This is a genomic window from Nakamurella flavida, assembly GCF_030811475.1.
In the GTDB taxonomy this organism is placed as follows: Bacteria; Actinomycetota; Actinomycetes; order Mycobacteriales; family Nakamurellaceae; genus Nakamurella; species Nakamurella flavida.
This window is the reverse complement of record NZ_JAUSQV010000001.1, coordinates 2412034-2432429: the sequence shown is the minus strand read 5'-3', so window position 1 is coordinate 2432429 and position 20396 is coordinate 2412034. Positions and strand designations below refer to the sequence as shown.

The 20396-nt window shown below is 73.2% G+C and carries 15 protein-coding genes and 1 tRNA gene; 7 read left to right on the top strand and 9 right to left on the bottom strand.

All coding sequences use genetic code 11. The annotated features are described in order from the left end of the window. Positions 1-172 precede the first annotated feature (172 nt). From J2S58_RS10870 to J2S58_RS10855, 4 genes are read left to right on the top strand one after another with little or no spacing between them, the layout of a single operon-like run. A complete protein-coding gene (locus J2S58_RS10870) occupies positions 173-874 on the top strand; it encodes a DUF881 domain-containing protein (protein ID WP_306828211.1) in 702 nt (233 codons plus the stop codon). Then, complete coding sequence (locus J2S58_RS10865) at positions 871-1755, top strand: class E sortase (RefSeq protein ID WP_205258351.1); 885 nt, start codon at positions 871-873, stop codon at positions 1753-1755. Before J2S58_RS10870 ends, J2S58_RS10865 begins: the two co-directional genes overlap by 4 nt. A gap of 3 nt (positions 1756-1758) precedes the next feature. Further along, entirely contained in the window at positions 1759-1911 is a 153-nt protein-coding gene (locus J2S58_RS10860) for a hypothetical protein (protein WP_205258352.1), read from the top strand. 55 nt (positions 1912-1966) lie between these two features. Beyond that, complete coding sequence (locus tag J2S58_RS10855) at positions 1967-2623, top strand: aminodeoxychorismate/anthranilate synthase component II (RefSeq protein ID WP_306828208.1); 657 nt, start codon at positions 1967-1969, stop codon at positions 2621-2623. Between the two features lie 131 nt (positions 2624-2754). Here the strand turns inward: J2S58_RS10855 and J2S58_RS10850 are convergent, their stop codons facing one another. The 8 genes from J2S58_RS10850 to J2S58_RS10815 form a co-directional block, all read right to left on the bottom strand. After that, positions 2755-4335 carry a S1C family serine protease gene (locus J2S58_RS10850; protein ID WP_306828207.1) on the bottom strand — a complete coding sequence of 527 codons (1581 nt, stop codon included), beginning with the start codon at positions 4333-4335 and terminating at the stop codon, positions 2755-2757. 143 nt (positions 4336-4478) lie between these two features. Then, on the bottom strand, positions 4479-6725 hold the full coding sequence (pknB, locus tag J2S58_RS10845; RefSeq protein ID WP_306828205.1) for a Stk1 family PASTA domain-containing Ser/Thr kinase: 2247 nt from the start codon (positions 6723-6725) through the stop codon (positions 4479-4481). A gap of 88 nt (positions 6726-6813) precedes the next feature. Further along, positions 6814-8169, bottom strand: coding sequence for a serine/threonine-protein kinase (locus tag J2S58_RS10840; protein ID WP_306828202.1), 1356 nt, complete (start codon positions 8167-8169; stop codon positions 6814-6816). Between the two features lies 1 nt (position 8170). Further along, on the bottom strand, positions 8171-9682 hold the full coding sequence (locus tag J2S58_RS10835) for a peptidoglycan D,D-transpeptidase FtsI family protein (RefSeq protein ID WP_306828200.1): 1512 nt from the start codon (positions 9680-9682) through the stop codon (positions 8171-8173). Further along, a complete protein-coding gene (locus J2S58_RS10830) occupies positions 9679-11175 on the bottom strand; it encodes an FtsW/RodA/SpoVE family cell cycle protein (protein WP_306828198.1) in 1497 nt (498 codons plus the stop codon). Before J2S58_RS10830 ends, J2S58_RS10835 begins: the two co-directional genes overlap by 4 nt. Further along, complete coding sequence (locus tag J2S58_RS10825; protein WP_306828196.1) at positions 11172-12824, bottom strand: PP2C family protein-serine/threonine phosphatase; 1653 nt, start codon at positions 12822-12824, stop codon at positions 11172-11174. Before J2S58_RS10825 ends, J2S58_RS10830 begins: the two co-directional genes overlap by 4 nt. A gap of 25 nt (positions 12825-12849) precedes the next feature. Continuing rightward, entirely contained in the window at positions 12850-13341 is a 492-nt protein-coding gene (locus tag J2S58_RS10820; protein ID WP_306828193.1) for an FHA domain-containing protein FhaB/FipA, read from the bottom strand. 13 nt (positions 13342-13354) lie between these two features. Further along, on the bottom strand, positions 13355-14704 hold the full coding sequence (locus tag J2S58_RS10815; RefSeq protein ID WP_306828191.1) for a DUF3662 and FHA domain-containing protein: 1350 nt from the start codon (positions 14702-14704) through the stop codon (positions 13355-13357). A gap of 191 nt (positions 14705-14895) precedes the next feature. Between J2S58_RS10815 and J2S58_RS10810 the strand changes: the two genes are divergently transcribed. Beyond that, a tRNA-Leu gene (locus J2S58_RS10810) sits at positions 14896-14978 on the top strand. A gap of 117 nt (positions 14979-15095) precedes the next feature. Here the strand turns inward: J2S58_RS10810 and J2S58_RS10805 are convergent. Then, on the bottom strand, positions 15096-16163 hold the full coding sequence (locus J2S58_RS10805) for an intradiol ring-cleavage dioxygenase (RefSeq protein ID WP_306828189.1): 1068 nt from the start codon (positions 16161-16163) through the stop codon (positions 15096-15098). Between the two features lie 180 nt (positions 16164-16343). Here J2S58_RS10805 and J2S58_RS10800 point away from each other — a divergent pair, with 180 nt between their 5' ends. Together J2S58_RS10800 and J2S58_RS10795 are read left to right on the top strand one after the other, a co-directional pair. Then, positions 16344-17774, top strand: coding sequence for a 3' terminal RNA ribose 2'-O-methyltransferase Hen1 (locus tag J2S58_RS10800; protein WP_306828187.1), 1431 nt, complete (start codon positions 16344-16346; stop codon positions 17772-17774). Then, a complete protein-coding gene (locus J2S58_RS10795) occupies positions 17771-20335 on the top strand; it encodes a polynucleotide kinase-phosphatase (protein WP_306828185.1) in 2565 nt (854 codons plus the stop codon). Before J2S58_RS10800 ends, J2S58_RS10795 begins: the two co-directional genes overlap by 4 nt. The last annotated feature ends 61 nt before the right edge of the window (positions 20336-20396 follow it).

Sequence of the window (20396 nt, the reverse complement as noted above, 5' to 3'; positions counted from 1 at the left end):
CCTGCGTGCGCGGTGGTGACGCACAGGGGGAGAGGATGGGCAGACTGGAGCGGTGGGCGGTGAACGAGGGGGCGGTGACGCGGTGGGTCCGGATCCGGTGGGACGCGGTGCCCGACCCCGCCGACCGCGCCGCACCTCCCGCGCCGCCGGATCCCGCGGCCGGTGGTGGACGGTGGGCACCGTCGTGGTCTGCCTGCTCGCCGGTCTCCTGATGGGCACCGCCCGCGCCTCGTCGCAGGATCGTGACGTCCGCACCCGCGCCGTGGATCTGTCCGTGCTGGTCAGCGAGGCCGAACAGCGCGTGCAGAACGCCGACGCCGCCGCGGGCCGCCTGCAGGCCGGTATCGACGCGGAGGCCGATGCCGATCTGTCACCCACCGTGGAGAAGGTGCTCGCGCAGGCCCGCGCCCTGCAGCCCGCCGCCGGGCTGACCGCCGTGGCCGGTCCGGCCCTGCAGGTGACGCTGACCGACGCGCCGCGCGACTCCGACGGCAACTACCCGGCCGGGGTCGATCCCGACGATCTGGTGGTGCATCAGCAGGACGTGCAGGCCGTGGTCAACGCGCTGTGGGCGGGTGGGGCCGAGGCCATGACGATCATGGGCCAGCGGGTCATCACCACCTCCGCGGTGCGCTGCATCGGCAACACCCTGCTCCTGCAGGGCAGGACCTATTCACCGCCCTTCGTCGTCGCCGCGATCGGGGACGGCACACGGATGCGGACCGCACTGGACGGGGAGCCTGGCGTGACGTTGTTCCGCAAGTACGTCGACCGCTTCGACCTCGGATACGAGGTCGTCGCGCTGGACGACGTGACCATGCCCGCGTACGACGGGCTGGTGCGCGCGCAGTCGGCCACCACGATGCCCCGATGAACATCGACGAGCGGGTCCGTCCGACGCCGCCTCCGCCGCCGCCCCGGCGGGGGGTGGGCCGACTGATCGTGCGCGGCCTCGGGCAGACGTTCGTGACCCTGGGCGTGGTCATCCTGCTCTTCGTGGTCTACGAGGTCTGGATCACCGATCTGTTCGGCGAGCGCAAGCAGGCCGCGGCGACCACCGCCATCGACCAGCAGTGGGCCCAGGCGCAGGAGACGGTGGAGTCCACCAGCACGGTGGTGGTCACCGACCCGGCGCAGCTGGTCACCGATCCCCGGGAGCGCACCCCGCAGTACCAGACGCTGACCGGGCAGGGCTTCGCGAAGATCTACGTCCCGTCGTTCGGAGCGGACTACGCGTTCACCATCGTCGAGGGCACCGACCCCGACGACCTCTACATCGGACCGGGCCACTATCCGGACTCGCAGATGCCCGGTCAGCCGGGGAACTTCGCCGTCGCCGGCCACCGGGTGTCCAAGGGGTCGCCGTTCAACGACCTGAACCTGTTGAACGCCTGCGACGCGATGGTCGTCGAGACCCAGGACGACTGGTTCGTCTACCGGGTGCTGCCGATGACCGACCAGCAGGCCGGTTGGAACCCCGCGGCCGACTCCCGCTGCACCGGGGTCGAGGTGCCCGGCGGGGAGTACGGCGGCCTGTCGGGTCGGGTCATCACCGTGCCGTCCGACTACGCCCAGGTGCTGCCGGTGCCCGGTGTCGCCTCGGCCACCGTCCCGTCCGACGCCATGCGGCTGATCACGCTGACCACCTGCCACCCGCAGTTCTCCGACGCCGAACGGATGATCATCCACGGCGAACTGGTCACCAGCTACGCGAAGTCCGACGGCTTCGTCCCGCCCGAGATGCAGGAGCGCTGAGCGATGTACGTCTGGATCTGGCGCCACCTGCCCGGGCCGGCCGGGGCCAAGGCCGCGCAGGCCTTCGTGATGTTCCTGGCCTTCGCCGCCCTGTTGTTCTTCGTGGTCTTCCCCTGGGCCGAGCCGTATCTGCCGTTCGACCGCGTGGTCCAGTAGCGGGCGAGGGCGCAGGCCCGACGGGGACCGCTCCGGGCTCTGCCATGCTGGGACGGTGAGCACCCGGCAGACCCACATCCTCGTGGTGGACAACTACGACTCGTTCGTCTTCAACCTGGTCCAGTACCTGGAGCAGCTGGGTGCGCGGTGCACCGTGCGACGCAACGACGAGATCGCCGTGGGCGACGTGCAGGCGCTGGACGTGGACGGCATCCTGCTCTCGCCGGGCCCCGGTGCCCCCGCGGACGCGGGGGTCACCGAGGAGATGGTCCGCTGGGCGCAGGACCGCAGTCCGGTGCTGGGGGTGTGTCTCGGGCACCAGGCCATCGCCGAGGTCTACGGCGGGGTCGTCGACCGGGCCGAGGAGCTGCTGCACGGCCGCACCTCGTTGGTGCACCACTCGGGCGCGGGGAGCCTGGCCGGCCTGCCGGACCCGTTCACCGCCACCCGCTACCACTCGCTCGCCGTGGTGGACGGCACCGTCCCCGACGAGCTCGAGGTGACCGCCCGGACCGACGGCGGGGTGATCATGGCCGTCCGGCACCGCCGCTACGACATCGAGGGCGTGCAGTTCCACCCGGAGTCCGTGCTCACCCAGGGCGGGCACCGGCTGCTGGCCAACTGGCTGGCCCGGTGCGGCGACCGGGCTGCGGCGGCCCGGGTCGACGAGCTGGAGAACGAGGTCGAGCGGCTCCGCCTGTCCGCCGTCTGACCCGCTCTGACCCCGGACATGCCGATGGCCCCGTCCCCCGCGATCGCGGGAGCGGGGCCATCGGCATGTCCGGCACCGGGAAGGGGTGGAGCCGGAGGCCTGGTGTGCGAAGGCCTGGTGTGGCGGTGACCTCAGTTGGAGGTGGCCGAACCGAGCGTCACGGTGACCGTCTCGGTCTGCCCGTCCCGCACGTAGGTGATCGGCACGGTGCCGCCGGGGGCGGAGGACCGGATGGCCGCGACGAGCGCGTCGGCGGTCTCCACCAGCTGGTCGCCGACCTTGGTGACGACGTCGCCGGCCTGCAGACCGGCCTGCTCCGCGCCGCCGCCGGAGGTCAGCTGCGAGAGCGTCGCGCCGGAGGCCTGGGTCCGGGTGGCCGCGTCGGTCACGGAGGCGCCGAGGACGGCGTGGGTGGCCTTGCCGGTGTCCACGATCTCCTGGGCGATGCGCTTGGCCTGGTCGATCGGGATGGCGAACCCGACCCCGATGTTGCCGGCCTCGCCGGAGGTCGTCGAGGTGGACGCGATCGCCGAGTTGATGCCGATCACCGCGCCGTTCATGTCGACCAGGGCGCCACCGGAGTTGCCCGGGTTGATGGCCGCGTCGGTCTGAATCGCGTTCATCACGGTGTCCTGGGCGGTGCTCTGCGTCTGCTGGGCGGATCCGGTGCGGACCGGCCGGTCCAGCGCGGAGACGATGCCGGAGGTCACGGTGGCCGACAGGCCCAGCGGCGACCCGATGGCGACGACCTGCTGACCGACCTGCAGGTTGTCCGAGGAACCGAGGGTGGCCGTGGTGAGCCCGGAGACGTTCTCGGCCTTGATGACGGCCAGGTCGTCGGTGGCATCCGCGCCGACCACGGTGGCGTCGGCGGTGGTGCCGTCGTTGAAGCGCACCTGCAGGGTGGTGGCGCCCTCGATGACGTGGTTGTTGGTCAGGATGAGTCCGTCGCCGGACAGGATCACCCCGGATCCCTCGCCCTGGCTGCTCGACGAGGTCGACAGCACCGAGACGACCGACGGCAGGACCGCCGACGCGACCTGCTGGACCGAACCGGTCGGGGCCGGGAGCTGGGCGGAGACGGTGGAGGACTGCGCCGAGCGGCTCAGGGAGTTGTCCACGGACGTGTTCGAGCTGCCGAGGTTGGCTCCCACGACGCCCCCACCGAATCCGGCGGCGAGGGCGATGACCGCGCCGATGGCCAGGGTGGTGGTCCGACGCCCGGTGCGGGTGGGGCGGTCGAGCACCGCGGTGCCGCCCGGCGCGGGCTGTCCGGCCGCGTACCCGGGCGCGCCGCCGACGGGCGGGAGGTACCCGCCGCCGGCGACGGGGTAGGAGCGGGTGTCGTACGGCCGGCTCTGCTGGCCGGCGCCGGACCAGGACGGATCGGTCAGCGCGCCGCTCGGGCGGGGCTGCCACCAGGCGTGGTCGCCGGAGCTGCCGGCCGCCGGCGAGCTCCCGCCGGGGTGGGCCCCGGTGGTCCGGATCGGGCCGGTGTCCTGCTCGGACTGCCGACCCCAGTAGGGCGCGGCAGGAGCGGACGGGGCCGACGGGGCGGCGGGGGTTCCGGCGGTCGGGCTGCCCGCAGGGGTGCCGGCAGCGGAGGTGCCGGCGTCGCGCTCGGTGGAACGGTCGGGCGCGGCGGAGAAGCGATCGGCGGCATCGTCACCGGGCCGGTCGGCCCCGGGCTGCGCGTTCATGTCCTGGCTCATGGACACGACTCTGGCCCTGTCGGGTGTGAGTCGGCTGAGTGCGGGTTGCGCGCGTCCCGGGAGAGGCTGGCAGCGAACTGTGAGTCAGCTGTCCCGACCCTGGGTTCCACCCGTTCGGGGGAACCCAGGGTCGGGCAGCGCGGTCAGCCGGCCGGCTGGCTCGGGATCGTCGTCTCCGCGGGGGCCGGCGTGGCCGGGGGCGCCGCGGAGGGAGCCGGAGCGGTGGTCGGCGGCGTCGTCGGGGTGGTGGGCGTGGGCGGCGCCGCCGCCTGGTACACGGTGATGGTCACCCGTTGGCTCGTCGGGATCTGCGTACCCCCCGGGACGGACTGCTGCTGCACCCGGCCGACCAGGTCGCCGCTCGGTGCGGCCGGACCGGCCGTGGTGGAGACGTTGGTCAGCCCCGCGTTGGCCAGGGCCGCGCGGGCGGCTCCCTCGGTGGCACCCCGGACGTCGGGGACGACGGCCTGGGCCTGCACTCCGATGTCCACGCTCACCCGGGTACCGGTCTTGGCGACCACCTCACCGGACGCCGGACTCTGCGCGACGACCGCGCCGACCAGGGCCGGGTTGGTGGTCTCCACCTCCCGGGTCGCCAGGGTGCCGCGGTCACCGGACCACCCGACGTTGCGCATGGCCGCGGCGGCCTCGTCGGGGGTCAGGTTGCGCAGGTTCGGCATGGTCATCTGCGAGTTGTCCGAGACGGTGAGCGTCACCGAGGTGCCCTCCTGGATCCGCTCGCCCGGCTTGGGGTCGATGGCCAGCACCTGGTTGAGCGGTTCCGCGCTCGCCGCCTGCTGCGAGACGACGGTCAGCTTGAGCGCCTGCAGCTGCGCGGTGGCGTCGGCCAGCTGCAGACCGACGAGCCCGTCGGGGACGGCCACGAAGTTGGGTCCGCTGCCGATGACGACGGTGATGACGGTGCCCGGGGCCACCGAGGCCTGGGCCGCCGGATCCTGCCGGATCGCCTTGTTCCGGTCCGCGTCCGAGGACGCCTCCTGCACCTCGGCGTACTGCAGGTTCGCGGCCGACAGGGCGTTCTTGGCCTGCTCCGGGGAGTAGGTGACCACGTTCGGGACGTCCACGTTGCGGACGCCCTCACCGATGTCCAGGCTCACCGAGGAGCCCTTGTCGACCGAGGTCAGCTTGGACGGTCGCTGTTCGACGACCTGCCCCTTCTTGTCGTCGGTGGACTCGACGTTGGCGATCTGGCCGAGGACCAGGCCGCTGTCCCGCAGTCGGGCGGTGGCGTCGTCCGCGGACAGCCCCGTCAGCTCCGGGACGGCGACCTGCTGGACGGGCGGCGGGGCCGAGGTGACCCGCAGGGTCAGCCAGATGGCGCCGGCCAGCAGGGCGAGACACAGCGCACCGATACCGACGAATCCCCAGACCCGCTTCGAGCGGCTCTGCTCCGTCTCCTCGGGTTCCCACTGGTCGGTGGGGCCGTGGGTGGGCGGGGCGAGCAGGGACGGGCCCGCGCCGACCGACCGCGGGGTGGCGCGGTAGATCTCGGTGCGGTCCTCGTCGGACATCAGCGGGGTCGCCTTGACCGCCTGACCGGACAGGGCCCGCACCAGGTCCTGCCGCATCTCGGCGGCGTTCTGGTAGCGGTTGAGCGGGTTCTTGTTCAGCGCCTTGAGGACGATGGAGTCGAGCTCCCGGGCCAGCCCGGGACGGACCTCGCTCGGCGGCTTCGGGGTCTCGCGCACGTGCTGGTAGGCGATGGCGACAGGGGAGTCGCCCACGAAGGGCGGTGAGCCGGTGAGCAGCTCGTAGAGCACGCAGCCGGTGGCGTAGACGTCGGAGCGGGCGTCGACGGGCTCGCCCCGCGCCTGCTCGGGCGAGAGGTACTGCGCGGTGCCGATGACGGCGGCGGTGGCCGTCATCGTGGCCTGCCCGTCGGAGACCGCCCGGGCGATGCCGAAGTCCATCACCTTGACCGCGCCGGCCCGGTTGAGCATCACGTTCGCCGGCTTGATGTCGCGGTGCACGATGCCGTGGCGGTGGGAGAAGTCCAGCGCCGCGCAGATGTCCGCGGTGATCTCCATGGCGCGCTTGGGCTCCAGCGGCCCCTCGCGCTTGAGCAGGTCGCGCAGGGTCTCGCCCTCGACGTACTCCATGACGATGTACGGGATGGGCCCGCTCTCGCCGGTCGTCTCACCGGTGTCGTAGACGGCGACGATGGCCGGGTGGTTGAGCGAGGCCGCGTTCTGCGCCTCCCGGCGGAACCGGGCCTGGAACGAGGGGTCACGGGCCAGATCGGCACGCAGCACCTTGATCGCGACGTCCCGACCGAGGCGGAGGTCGCGGCCGCGGTGCACCTCGGACATGCCACCGAAGCCGAGGGTGTCCCCGACCTGGTAGCGATCGCCGAACAGGTATCCCGTCATGCCGTCCTTCGTCCTTCCGCAGATCGTGCCGTTCCTGGTGTGCGTGAGCGTGTACGTCCCTTGCCCGTCGTCGGGCCGCCCGGCCCGCTCACCGCTCGGAGTCCGGGCCGGTCGCGCCGCCCGTGCGAGGGCTGCGGGCGACCACGCGCACCGAGGGTGGCACACCGGGAGCACCGTCGGATCCCGCGGCAGCCGGTGCTGTGGGCACCGACACCGACACCGTGCGCACGGCAGGGTCTGCCGACCAGGACGCAGCCGACCCCGGCTCGGTTGCCTCGACCGCCCGGACCTCTCCGGCCGACACGGCGCCCGGCCCGGACCCGGTCGAGGACAGCGTCCGCACCGGGTCGGCCGGCACCGGCGCGGCCTGCCGGTCGATGAGCACGCCGGCGGCCCCGGCGAGCAGCAGGACCAGGATGGTCAGCAGCACCGACAGGGCCGTGCGGCGGGCCGCCGGACGGCGGGCGACGGGGACCGGACGGACCGGCTGGGCCATGACCGGCGGACGGGTGACAGGTGGGACGACGGCCGCCGGGGCGGGCGGCACCGACACCGGCGGCATCATCCGGGTGGCCGGGGCGTCGACCGGGGGCGGCGGGAGGGAGCCCCCGGAGCGCACGGCGGTGACGGCGGAGGCCACGGCCGCCCCGTCGGCCAGGCGCTGGGCCGGGTCCTTGACAAGCATCCGCAGCACCAGGGCGGCCACCGGCGGCGGGACGTCCCCGGGGAGCGGGGGCGGCATGTCCCGCAGGTGGGCCATGGCCACCGCGACGGGGCTGTCCGCCTCGAAGGGACGTCGACCGGCCAGGCACTCGTAGGTCACCACGCCCAGGGCGTAGGTGTCCGAGGCGGGGACCGCCTCGCGGCCCGCCGCCTGCTCCGGGGAGAGGTACTGGGCGGTGCCCATGACCATGCCGGTGCGGGTGACCGGGGCCGAGTCGGTGACCTTGGCGATGCCGAAGTCGGTGAGTTTCACCTGGCCGGTGGGGGTGATCATGATGTTTCCGGGCTTGATGTCGCGGTGCACCAGGCCCATCACGTGGGCGGCCTGCAGGGCGCGGCCGGACTGCGCGGCGACGTCCAGCGTGCGGGCCACGGTGAGCCGCCCGGTCCGGGCGAGGACGGCGGACAGCGGCTCGCCGACGACCAGCTCCATGACCAGGAACGCGGTGTCCGCCCGCCCGCCGGGCACGATCGCCACCTCGCCGTAGTCGTAGACCGCGGCGATGCCGGGGTGGTTCAACGAGGCGGTGATGCGGGCCTCGGAGCGGAAGCGGTCCAGGAACTCCGGGTCACCGCTGAGCTCGGACTTCAGGATCTTCACCGCGACGGTCCGGGCCAGCCGGGTGTCGTCGGCCGCCCACACCTCGCCCATCCCACCGACGGCGATCCGCCGGGTGAGGCGGTAACGGTCGGAGAGCATCAGACCGGGGGTCAGTGCCATGTCACAGCCCCCCGCTCAGCGCGGCGGCGATGACGGCGCGCCCGATGGGCCCGGCCACCTTCGCCCCGGTCGCGGCGAGGTCACCGTTCCCGCCGTTCTCCACCATGACGGCCACCGCGATCGGCGCGTTGTCGGCCGGGGCGAAGGCGACGTACCAGCAGTGCGGCGCGGTGTTCTTGGGGTCGCTGCCGTGCTCGGCGGTCCCCGTCTTCGACGCGATGACCAGGTCGGCGATGCCGCCGGACCCCGGGGTCTCCTTCTCGGACTGCACCATCATGTCGCGCACGGAGTCGGCCACGTCGACGGGGACGGTCTGGCCCAGCGAGGTCGGCTCGGTCTCCGAGATGACCGACAGGTCCGGCTTGGTGGTCCGGGCGATGAGGTGCGGGGCCATCCGCTCGCCGTGGTTGGCGATGGTGGCGACGACCTCGGCCATGGCCAGCGGGGTGACGGCCACGTCGCGCTGGCCGATGCCGGTCTGGGCCAGCGCGGCGATGTCCGGGATCTGGCCGATGCGGGAGGGCACGACGTCCAGGCCGAGCTCGCCGTCGCCCTCGTCGGTGGTCGAGCCGTCACCGATGCCGAATCCGCCGGCCTCCTCCTTGACCGCGTCCGCACCCAGGCTCATCGCGACCTCGGCGAACGCGGTGTTGCAGGAGTGGGCCAGCGCCTGGGTCAGGGTGACCTGCGAACCGTCGCCCTCGGCGCAGTTCTCGCCCATGTAGTTCGACAGGGTGGCTCCGCCGGTGCCGGGCAGGGTGATCGTCGGCGCTCCGGTGACCGGGGTGTCGACGGTGTCCCCACGCTGCAGGGCGGCGGCCGCGACGATCAGCTTGAACGTCGAACCCGGCGGGTAGACGTTGGCCACGGCCCGGTTCAGCAGCGGTGACGGGGCATCCGGATCCGGCGGGGCGACCAGCGCGTTGTAGGCGGCGCGTTGCTCGGCGTCCGAGTGCCCGGCCAGCGGGTTCGGGTCGTAGGACGGGGTGGAGACCATGGCGAGCACCTCCCCGGTGTCCGGGCGCAGCGCGACCACGGCGCCGGTGTAGCCCTTCTCGGTCAGCGCGGTGTACGCGGCCTGCTGGATGGCCGGGACGATGGTGAGCTCGACATTCCCGCCGCGGGGGTCGCGCCCGGTGATCAGATCGGACAGCTGGCCGGCGAACAGGTCCGCACTCTCCCCGGACAGCACATCGTTCTCCGTCCGTTCCAGGCCGGTGGGGCCGTAGCGCATCGAGTAGTAGCCGGTGAGGCCGGCGTAGACCGGGCCCTCCGGGTAGACCCGCTGGTAGCGGTACTGGTCGTCCACCGGGTCGGACCGGGCCAGCACCACACCGCCGGACGCGGTGATCTGCCCGCGCTGTCGGCTGTACTCGGCCACCAGCGTGCGGCGGTTGTTCGGGTCGGTGCGGTAGTCGTCGGACTTCACCACCTGGATCCAGGTGATGTTCAGCAGCAGCGCGACGATCAGGACGATGACCGCGCCGCCGACCCGGCGCAGCGGCCGCCTCATCGGTCGGCCTCCCCGTCACGGCCCCTGGGGGAGGTGGCCGGCGCCGAGGCCCGACCGACCACGGGCACCATCTCGGTGGCCGCCTCGGTGATCGGCGCGGCGACCCGCACGGGCCGGATCTCCGGGCGCCGGGCGGAGTCCGAGATGCGCACCAGCAGCGCCAGGATCACGTAGTTGGCGAGCAGCGAGGAGCCGCCGTAGGACAGGAACGGCGTGGTCAGTCCGGTCAGCGGGATCAGCCGGGTGACGCCGCCGACGATGACGAACACCTGCAGGGCGAGGGAGAACGCGAGCCCGCCGGCCAGCAGTGAACCGAAGCCGTCCTTGACCAGCAGAGCGGTGCGCAGCCCGCGGGAGACCAGGATCAGGTAGCAGAGCAGGATCGCCGTCAGCCCGACCAGGCCCAGCTCCTCACCGAGCGCGGCGGTGATGAAGTCCGTCGACGCGTACGGGACGATGTCCGGCCGTCCGGCCCCGAGGCCGGTGCCGAAGATGCCGCCGGTGCCCATCCCGAAGAGGGACTGGACGAGCTGGTAGCCCGACCCCAGCGGGTCGTCGAACGGGTGCAGCCAGATGTTGACGCGCACCCGGACGTGGCTGAACAGCTGGTAGGCGAGCAGGGCGCCGCCGACGAACCCGAGCAGTCCGATGATCAGCCAGGACACCCGACCGGTGGCCAGGTAGATCATCGTCAGCATCGTGCCGAACAGCAGCAGCGTGGTGCCCAGGTCGTTGCCGCGGACCAGCACGGCGAGCGCGACGACCAGGGCGACGACCAGCGGGCCCAGGTCCCGCAGCCGCGGCAGGACGAGCCCGAACACCTTCTTGCCGGCGGTGGACAGCACCGTCCGCTTGGCGGTGAGGAAGGCGGCCGCGAAGACGATCAGCGCGATCTTGGCGAACTCCGCGGGTTGAATGGAGAACAGCCCGGGGACCTTGATCCAGATCTGCGCGCCGTTGACCTGCGAGTACCGCGCCGGCAGCACGGCCGGGATCGCCAGGAACACCAGCCCGGCGAAGGCCAGCGTGTAGGCGTAGGACTGCAGCACGGTGTGGTCGCGGATGATCACCAGCACGAGCAGGAAGAGCACCAGGGCCAGCCCGGTCCACACCAGCTGCAGCGAGGTCTGCGACGTCGGCGGGTCCTCGCCGCGGTTGGCCGCGCTGACCTGGGCGGCCAGGTCGAGCCGGTAGATCATCACCAGCCCGAGGCCGTTGAGCAGCGCGACCAACGGGAGTAGCAGCGGGTCGGCGTACGGGGCGAAGCGGCGGATGAGCAGGTGCGCGACGGCCAGTGCGGCCAGGTAGCCGCCGCCGTAGGACGCCAGGTCCCAGCTGATCGTCCGGCTCTGGTTGAGCTCCACGATGATCAGCGCACCGGTGACCAGGACGGCGGCGAACACCAGCAGGCCGAGTTCGGCGGCGCGGCCGGTCGGGCGGGGTTCGTCGGCGGGGGGCGTCGTGGCGCCGACCCGGGGCTGGACGCCGGTCATCCGGTCACCCGGCAGGTGACGCCCGGCTGGGGGGCCGCGGAGGACAACGGTGTGCCCGACGAGGACGCGGGGGTCGTCGGGACGGTGGGCCCGGTGGCCGGGTTTCCCGGGGTGCCGTTCTCCTGGGTACCGGTACCGGTACCGGGTTCCGGGACGGTCTGCGCGGACGACGTCGGGTCGACCAGGGACGGGCCGGTGGACGTGGGCAGCGTGGCTCCGGTGGTCTCGGGGAACGTGCCGGCGCTCAGGGTGGCGGACACCGCGGGCGGGACGACGCAGGCGGGCAGCAGCTGCCCGGCCAGGCGGCTGACCACCCCGCGGGCGTCGGCGAGCGTGCCGGCCTGGATGCCGGCGACCACCTGGTCCTGGGCGGCCGGGACGAGATCGGCGACGAGCAGCGGCCGGCAGTCGTTCAGGCCGGGGGTGCAGGCCCCCTCCTCGGCCGAGTACAGCCGCCAGCCGAAGAGCGAACCGTTGACCCCGCGGAACACGGTGACCTCGTCGTCCTGCGCGGCGACGAAGTGCTGGCTCTGCACCCAGAGCAGCGACCCGCCGACGGCGACGGCGGCCAGTACGACCAGAGCCAGGGTGAACGCGCCCCGGCGACGCCAGCTGCGGGCCCGGGTGGGGGCGGCGAGGCCGGCGGCGGGGGCGGCGGCACCGGTGCGGACGGGCGCGGTGGCCGCGGTGTCCGGGTCGCTCTCGTCGTCGGCCCAGTCGTCGTCGGTGTCGTCCGGGTCGGTGTCGTCGTCGTCCTGGGCCCAGTCGTCGTCGTCCGGGGCAGTGACGAACTCCGGTCGGGCCGGCGGGTCCTCCGGGATGCCGGGCAGGGGCACCCGGGGCATCTCCTGGGTCATCCGCACGGAGGCGAACGAGCCGATCGGGCCGGTGGCGTCCGGGTCCTGGGCCGCCCAGGGTTCGTCGTCGACCCCGGTCTCGACGACGTCGGCGACGATGACGGTGATGTTGTCGGGGCCGCCCCCGGCCAGCGCCAGCTGGATGAGCGCGTCGGCGGTGGCGGCCGGGTCGCCCGCGTTGCCGAGCGAGTCGGCGACGGCCTCGGGTGAGACGACGGCGGGCAGGCCGTCACTGCAGACCAGGTACCGGTCGCCGACGCTGACCTCGCGGGTGGTCAGCGAGGGGTCGAGGTCGGTGCCGTTGAGGGCCCGGAGCAGCAGTGAACGCTGGGGATGGTGGGCGGCCTCGTCCGCGGTGATCCGGCCGTCGTCGATCAGCGACTGCACGAAGGTGTCGTCGTGGGTGAGCTGGTGAAGGACGCCGTTGCGGTACAGGTAGGCGCGCGAGTCGCCGACGTGGGCCATGCCGAGCCTGTCCCCGGCGAACAGCAACGCGGTGACGGTGGTGCCCATGCCGTCGAGTTCGGGATTGCCGTCGACCACGTCGGCGATGGCGGCGTTGCCCTGCCGGACGGCGGTGGCCAGTCCGCGCAACAGGTTGGTCGCGGTCGGCTGCTCGTCCAGGGGGGCGAACGCGTTCACCACCAGGCGGGAGGCCATGTCGCCGGCCGCGTGCCCGCCCATGCCGTCGGCCACCACCAGCAGGCGGGGTCCGGCGTACACCGAGTCCTGGTTGTTGGAGCGCAGCAGTCCGCGATCGGTGCGTGCCGCGTAGAGCAGCTCGTGGGTCATCGCGGCGGCCCCCCGGGGGTCCGGGTCACGGGCGCAGCTCGATCACGGTGCGCCCGATGCGAATGGGCACGCCGATGGCGACCGGGGTGGGTGAGGTGATCCGGGCCCGGTCCAGGTAGGTGCCGTTGGTCGAACCCAGGTCCTCCAGGAAGTACTCCTGACCCTGTTGCAGGATCCGGGCGTGCCGGGTGGAGGCGTAGTCGTCGTCCAGCACCAGGGTCGAGTCCTCGGCGCGGCCCATCAGGATGGGGCCCGGGCCGAGCTTGAGCCGGGTGCCGGCCAGCGAACCCGCGGTGACGACGAGCGTGCCCGGCACCATCCGCCCCGCCGGGGTGGGCACGGCGGGGCGGGCGGGGGAGGACTGCTCACGCCGTCGCCCACGGGAGGACTCGCGGCGGGCGATGACGTCGGCCCCGACGCGCAGATCGGCGCGGATGACCCGGATCGCGGCCAGCACGAACAGCCAGAGCAGGATGAGGAATCCGATTCTGGTGAGCTGGAGGATCAGTGCCGGCATGTGGATCCCGCCGTCAGGTCCGGCTCGAGAACCTGACAGCGGAGTGCCCCAGGCTGATCACGTCCCCGTCCGCGAGTTGCCAGGTCTGCACCGAGGACCCGTTGACGGTGGTGCCGTTGGTGGAACCGAGGTCGTGCAGCACGGCGGTGTGCCCGTCGAAGTAGACGTCGGCATGACGACGCGAGACGGAGGTGTCGGGCAGGCGGAACGCGGCGTCCTGCCCACGCCCCAGCACGTTGGAACCGCGCTGCAGCCGGTAGGTGCGGTTCGAGCCGTCCTCGACCGCGAGCACCGCGGTGGCCTCGCGCTCCGGCTGGTACTGCGCCTCGCCGTAACCGGCGCCGTACCCGCCCCCACCGGACGGCCGGCCCTGCTGGTCGTGGCCCTGCCCGCCGTACTGCTGGGCGCCGTACTGCTGGGCGCCGTACTGCTGGTCTCCGTAGGGCTGGCCGTACTGCTGCCCGTACTGCTGCCCGTACTGCTGGCCGCCGTACTGCTGACCGGCGTACTGCTGGCCGGAGGGGGCGACGCCGTACTGCTGGCCCGCGGGCGGCGGGGCGTACTGGCCCCCGTACTGCGGCGCGCCGGAGGGCTGGCCGTACTGCTGGCCGTCGCTCTGGCCGCCGTACTGCGGGGACCCGCCGTAGGAGTGGCCGTAGGGCTGCTGGGCGGGGTCCGGATATGCGGGCTGCTGGCCGTACTGCTGACCGTAGGGCGCCGGGTCGTACTGGGGCCCGTACTGGTTCTGGCCGCCCTGGCCGTGGTGCGGCGGGTCGTACGCGAGCTGGTCCTGATCGGCGCCCGCGGCGGGTCCGGCCTGGTAGGGAGACCCGGGGGTGAAGCTCGGGAGTGCGGTGCCGCGCTGATCCGCGCCGGCCTCGGCGTCCGGACCCGGGGCGCCGGCCCGGTCCGCCTGGTGCTCGGGCCGACCGTGGTCGGGCTGCTGCGACATCTGACCCACCCCTGCTCTCGGACTGCGGGAGCGCCGGTCGACATCGGGGTCGACCGACGAGCTGATGCGGAACTGACCGGTGTGCAGGGTCGCCGACTCCTCGAGGGTGACGGCCACGTCGCCGAAGGTGTCCCAGCCCTGCTCCTGCAGATACTCGTCGATCATGTCCGACAGGGCCGCCTCGACCTGGGTGCGCTCGCCGCCGAAGTGCTCGCGATCGGTCGGGCCCAGTGCCACGGAGTAGGCATTGGGGGCCACCGTCCGGCCCCCCTGCTGCTGCAGGTGGGCCTGGGCCTCCCCCTGGAGGGCGTCGGCGACCTCGGCGGGTTGCACCTTGCCGCCGAACAGGCGCGCGAAGGTGTTCCCGACGGCGCCCTGCAGCCGTCTTTCCATGTTCTGCAGTGCGCGCATCGCCACCCCCTCGTTCGCGGTCCCCTGGTCGCAGGACGGACCGATCGTAACGGTGACGTGTAGCTGCAGGGTCGGTTGCGTGGTATCCGCCGGATCGAGCCGTCCGAGTGGACGTGCCGGCCCGCCCGGACGGGGCCCGGGCCGGTGGTCCGGGAGTCCCCGTGGGGCGTGTTAACCTCGTTCCCGTCACTGGGCAAGTGGCGAAATGGCAGACGCGCACGGTTCAGGTCCGTGTGTCCGAAAGGACGTGGGGGTTCAACTCCCCCCTTGCCCACTCTGGTTGAGACAGACGACAGAGCCCCTGGCCGCGTGAGCGGCCGGGGGCTCTTGTCGTTGTCGGCTCGTGTCGTTATTGCCGGCAGGTCTGTCGCCGCCCGGGCGCGGCTCGATGTCAGGCCGTCGTCGTGGCGCCGGTGGTCGGTGCACCCGGCGCCCCGGACGGCGGTGTGCCCATCCGGCCGGTGGGCGGTGTGCCGCCGGGTCCGCCCGTGCCGCCGGTCGGCGGGGTGCCGCCCTGTCCGCCGCCCCCGCCGCCGCCGGGCACGGACCCGCCGGTCGGGGCGGTGGTGGTGTCCACACCCACGTTCAGACTGGCGGCGTACCCCTGGGTGACGTCGCCGGTCACGGACCCGAGTTGCAGAGCACCGCCGTCGTCGCCGAACACGTTGTCGGACTGCAGGGTGACCTGCGCGAGGTTGGCCGGGGACTCCTCGTAGCCCGCGGTGGCGTAGACCGCGTCGCAGACGTCCTTCGGCAGGGCGACCTGGGACGTGGCGATGGCCTTGGTCGCGTCGGTGATGGCGGCCTCGTCCGGGTAGACCTCGAAGTGGATGTGCGGCCAGCGGCCGCTGTAGCAGGCCGGGAAGACGCTGGTGTAGCTGACGACCCCGTCGGCATCGGCGATCTGGACGCCGCGCAGGTAGTTCTGGTCCGTGACGCCCTCGGAGTACATGGAGTACTCGCCAGCGGCGTTGCAGTGCCAGACGTACACGGCGACCCCGGCGAACGGCACCCCGCCGTTGGCCAGGTCCCGGATGGTCAACCGCAGGGTCATCGGCACCCCCTCGGCGGTGCCGGAGGACGCGCCGAAGCTGGAGCGGATGTCGCTGCGGACGACACCGCTCTCGGAGAGCACATCGGGGCCGTTGGAGCCGTCACCCGGGTACGGGCCGGCCGTCTCGTCGGGGATCTCGCTGCCCGATGCCGCGGCGGAGGAGGCGGCCGACGAGGACGCGGCCGACGAGGTCGCCGCCGCCGACGTGGTGGCGTTCGCGCTGGTCGCGGCCGTCCCGCAGGCGGCGAGACCGAGGCCGGCCACGCCGAGTCCGAGGGTGCGCAGCATCCGCCGCCGTCCCATCAGGGTGCCGATGTCGAAGGCCAGGCCCTGGTCGACGACCTCCTCGTCCGGACGGGGGAGCGGGCGGCCCTCGTGCGTGGGGACGGCGGGGGTGCTGCGCATGGCGGGTCTCCTGGGATCGGGGGAGGAATGACGGGCGGCGGTACCGGCACGCTCTCCGCCGGTCTGCACCCACTCTCGGCGGCCGGGCTCGGTCCTCGCTGTCGGGAGCCTGTGCCTCGGCTGTGCGCACGGACGCCGAAACCGATGGCCGGGAGCGGGGGCGTCGGACAGACTGCCCGGGTGTACCTGACCATCACCACCACGTCCGACGATCCCGACGCGCCCGCCACCGATCTGGGCTTCCTGCTGCACAAGCACCCCGGTCGGGCGCAGAGCTTCGCGGTGTCGGCGGGGACGGCCCACGTCTTCTATCCGGAGGCGACGGCAGCGCGGTGCACGGCGGCGCTGTTCGTCGAGGTGGACCCGGTGGCCCTGGTGCGGGGGCGGGTACCCGTCGCGCTCGACGGGTACGTCAACGACCGTCCGTACGTGGCGTCCTCCCTGCTCGCGGTGGCCCTGCCGCGGGTGTTCGGCAGCGCGCTGCACGGCCGGTGCACCGCCCGCCCCGACCTGGTCGGCCGGCCGCTGCCGCTGACCGTGCGCATCCCCGTGCTTCCGGCGGGGCGCGACGGGGACCTGGTGCGCCGGTGGTTCACACCGCTGGGCTGGACGGTGCGGGAGACCCGCCTGCCGCTGGACGAGGAGTTCGGTCAGTGGGGGCCGTCCGGGTTCGTGGACGCCGAGCTGACCGCGACCATGCCGCTGGACCGGGCGCTGACCCAGCTCTACGTGCTGCTGCCGGCGCTGGACGACGACAAGCACTACTGGGTCGGCGACGACGAGGTCGACAAGCTCGCCCGGGCCGGCGGCGACTGGCTCGCCCACCACCCCGAGCGCGACCTGATCCTGCGGCGGTCGCTGGCCCGTCAGCGGGATCTCGTCGACGAGGCCCGGACCCGGCTGACCGCCGACGACCCCGACGACCCTGACGACACCGACGAGAAGGGCGAGCCGACGGCGACGACGCCCGTGGCCGGGCCCGGCATGGCCCGGCTGCGGCTCGAGGCCGTGCTGACCGAGCTGCGGGCCGCCGGGGCGAACCGCGTCGTCGACATGGGTTGCGGGGAGGGACATCTCGTGGCGGCGCTGCTGCGGGAGGGTGCGTTCAGCGAGGTGGTCGGCGTCGACGTGGCCGCCCGGGAGCTCGCCCGGGCGGAGAAGCGGCTCGCGCTGGAACGCATGCCGGACGCCCAGCGGGCCCGGTTGCAGCTGCTCCAGTCGTCGGTGACCTACCGCGACCGGCGGCTGGCCGGGTACGACGCGATGGTGCTCATGGAGGTGGTGGAACACCTGGAACCGGAGGCCGTGCCGGCGCTGGTGCGCACGGTGTTCGCCGACGCCCGCCCGCGCACGGTGGTGCTGACCACGCCGAACGCCGATCACAACGTCCGCTATCCCGCGCTGGCCGGCGGGGGGATGCGGCACCCGGATCACCGGTTCGAGTGGACCCGGGCCGAGTTCACCGCCTGGACGGACGATGTCGCCGCGGAGCACGGCTACACCGTCCGGCTCGAACCGGTCGGCCCGGACGATCCCGAGGTCGGCCCGTCCACCCAGCTGGCCGTGTTCACCCGGGTCGACGCCGACGTGTCCGAGAGGCGGTCCGCATGAGCGCGCCCGACGTGGCCGAGAACGTGCTGGAGATCCCGGCCCTGTCCCTGGTGGTGCTGGTCGGTGCGTCGTCGTCCGGCAAGTCCTCTTTCGCCCGCCGGCACTTCGGGCCGTACGAGACGCTCTCCAGCGACGTGTTCCGCGGGATGGTGAGCGACGACGAGAACTCCCAGGCCGCCACCCGGGATGCGTTCGACGTGCTGAACGTGGTCGCCGGCAAGCGGTTGACGGCGGGCCGGCTGACCGTCGTCGACGCGACGAACGTGCAGCGGGACTCGCGTCGGCAGGTGCTCGAACTGGCCCGCGACCACGACGTGCTGCCGGTGGCCATCGTCCTGGACCTCCCCGAGAAGCTGCTGCAGGAGCGCAATCTCGCCCGGGCCGACCGCGTCCTGCCGCCCCGGGTGATCGGCCGTCACGTGAACGAGCTGCACCGGTCATTGCGTGGGCTGGCCCGGGAGGGCTTCCGCACCGTGCACGTGTTGCGGAGCCAGGAGGAGATCGACGCGGTCCGGATCGTCCGGGAGCCGTTGCGCAGCGATCGTCGGGACGACCACGGTCCGTTCGACGCCATCGGTGACGTGCACGGCTGCCTCGCCGAGCTCGTCGAGCTGCTCGACCGGCTCGGGTACGCGGTGGTCCGGGACGGGCAGGGGCGCCCGGTGGACGCGGTGCACCCGCAGGGCCGGCGGGTGATCTTCCTGGGCGACCTGGTCGACCGGGGTCCCGACGTGGTCGGCGTGCTCCGCCTGGCCATGGGCATGCACCGGGCCGGACACGCACTGGCGGTGCCGGGCAATCACGAGCACAAGCTGGTCCGGGCGCTGCGCGGCAGGGACGTGCAGCGCACCCACGGTCTGGCCGAGACCCTGGACCAGCTCGACCGGGAGTCGGCGGAATTCCGCGCCGAGGTCGCGCAGTGGTGCGACGGTCTGGTCGCCCATCTCGTGCTGGACGACGGGAAGCTGGTCGTCGCGCACGCCGGGCTGAAGGAGAGCTACCACAACCGCGCGTCCGGTCGGGTGCGCAGCTTCGCGCTGTACGGCGACTCGACGGGGGAGACGGACGAGTACGGCCTGCCGGTCCGCTACCCGTGGGCGCAGGACTACCGCGGTGCGGCGACGGTGCTCTACGGGCACGTCCCGACGCTCGAGCCGGAGTGGGTCAACAACACGATGTGCCTGGACACCGGCTGCGTCTTCGGCGGCCGGCTGACGGCACTGCGCTACCCGGAGCGTGAGCTCGTCTCCGTTGCCGCGCACCAGGTCTGGTACGAGCCGACCCGACCGCTGGGCCCGGTGACGCCGGCTGCGGAGCGCGCGCCGGACGCCCTGGACCTGGCCGAGGTGCTGGGTGCGCGGACGGTGGAGACGTCCCAGCACGGCCGGGTCAGCGTGCGGGCGGAGAACGCCGCCGGCGCGCTGGAGGTCATGTCGCGCTTCGCCCTGCCGCCGCGGTGGCTGCCGTACCTGCCGCCGACGATGGCACCGGTGGCGACCTCGTCGCTGTCGGACGTGCTGGAGCATCCGGCCGAGGCCTGGTCCGCCTACGGGGCCGCGGGGGTCACCCAGGTGATCGCCCAGGAGAAGCACATGGGGTCGCGGGCCGTCGTCGTCCTCTGTCGTGACAGCGCCGTCGCGACAGCGCGTTTCGGGGCGCAGGACGGGGAGACCGGGGCGGTGTACACCCGGACGGGGCGCGCGTTCTTCGACCGGCCGACCACCGAGGCCCTGCTCGCGAAGCTGCGGGCAGCGGTCGACGCGGCCGGGCTGTGGGACGAGCTGGGCACCGGGTGGCTGATCCTGGACGGTGAACTCCTGCCGTGGTCGGCAAAGGCGGTCGATCTGCTGCGCGGTCAGTTCGCGCCCGTCGGGGCGGCCGCCCGCTCCGTGCTGCCCACCGCCGTGGCCGGCCTCGAGCAGGCGGCCGCCAAAGGGGTGGACGTCGGGGATCTGCTGACGCGCACCCGGTCCCGGTCGGCGAACGCCGACGGCTTCGTCGCGGCATACCGGCGGTACTGCTGGCCCGTGGACGGGCTCGACGGGGTCGCGCTGGCCCCGTTCCAGCTCCTGGCCGCCGAGGGCTTCCTCGGCCGGGACCGTGACCACCTGTGGCATCTGGCCCTCGCCGACCGCCTGGTGGCCGCCGCCCCCGACCTGATCCGCACCACCCGTCGGCACCTGGTGGACACCGCCGACGAGGAGTCCTGCGCCGCAGGTACGGCGTGGTGGACGGAGCTGACCGCCGGCGGCGGGGAAGGCATGGTCGTCAAGCCGGTCGGCGCGACCCGCGGCCCGAAGGGCCTGCTGCAGCCGGGTCTGAAGGTGCGTGGTCGGGAGTACCTGCGCATCGTCTACGGGCCCGACTACACCGAGCCGGACAACCTGGTCCGGCTGCGGGAACGGCACCTCGGGCACAAGCGCTCGCTGGCCCTGCGGGAGTACGCCCTGGGCCAGGAATCGCTCGACCGGTTCGTCGCCGGCGACCCGCTGTGGCGGGTGCACGAGGCGGTGTTCGCGGTGTTGGCGCTGGAGTCCGAGGCGGTCGATCCGCGACTCTGAGGGCCGGCCGCACGGCCGGGACGCCCTGCGGCGGGCCCGTGGCACCCGGCGCGAGCCCGCG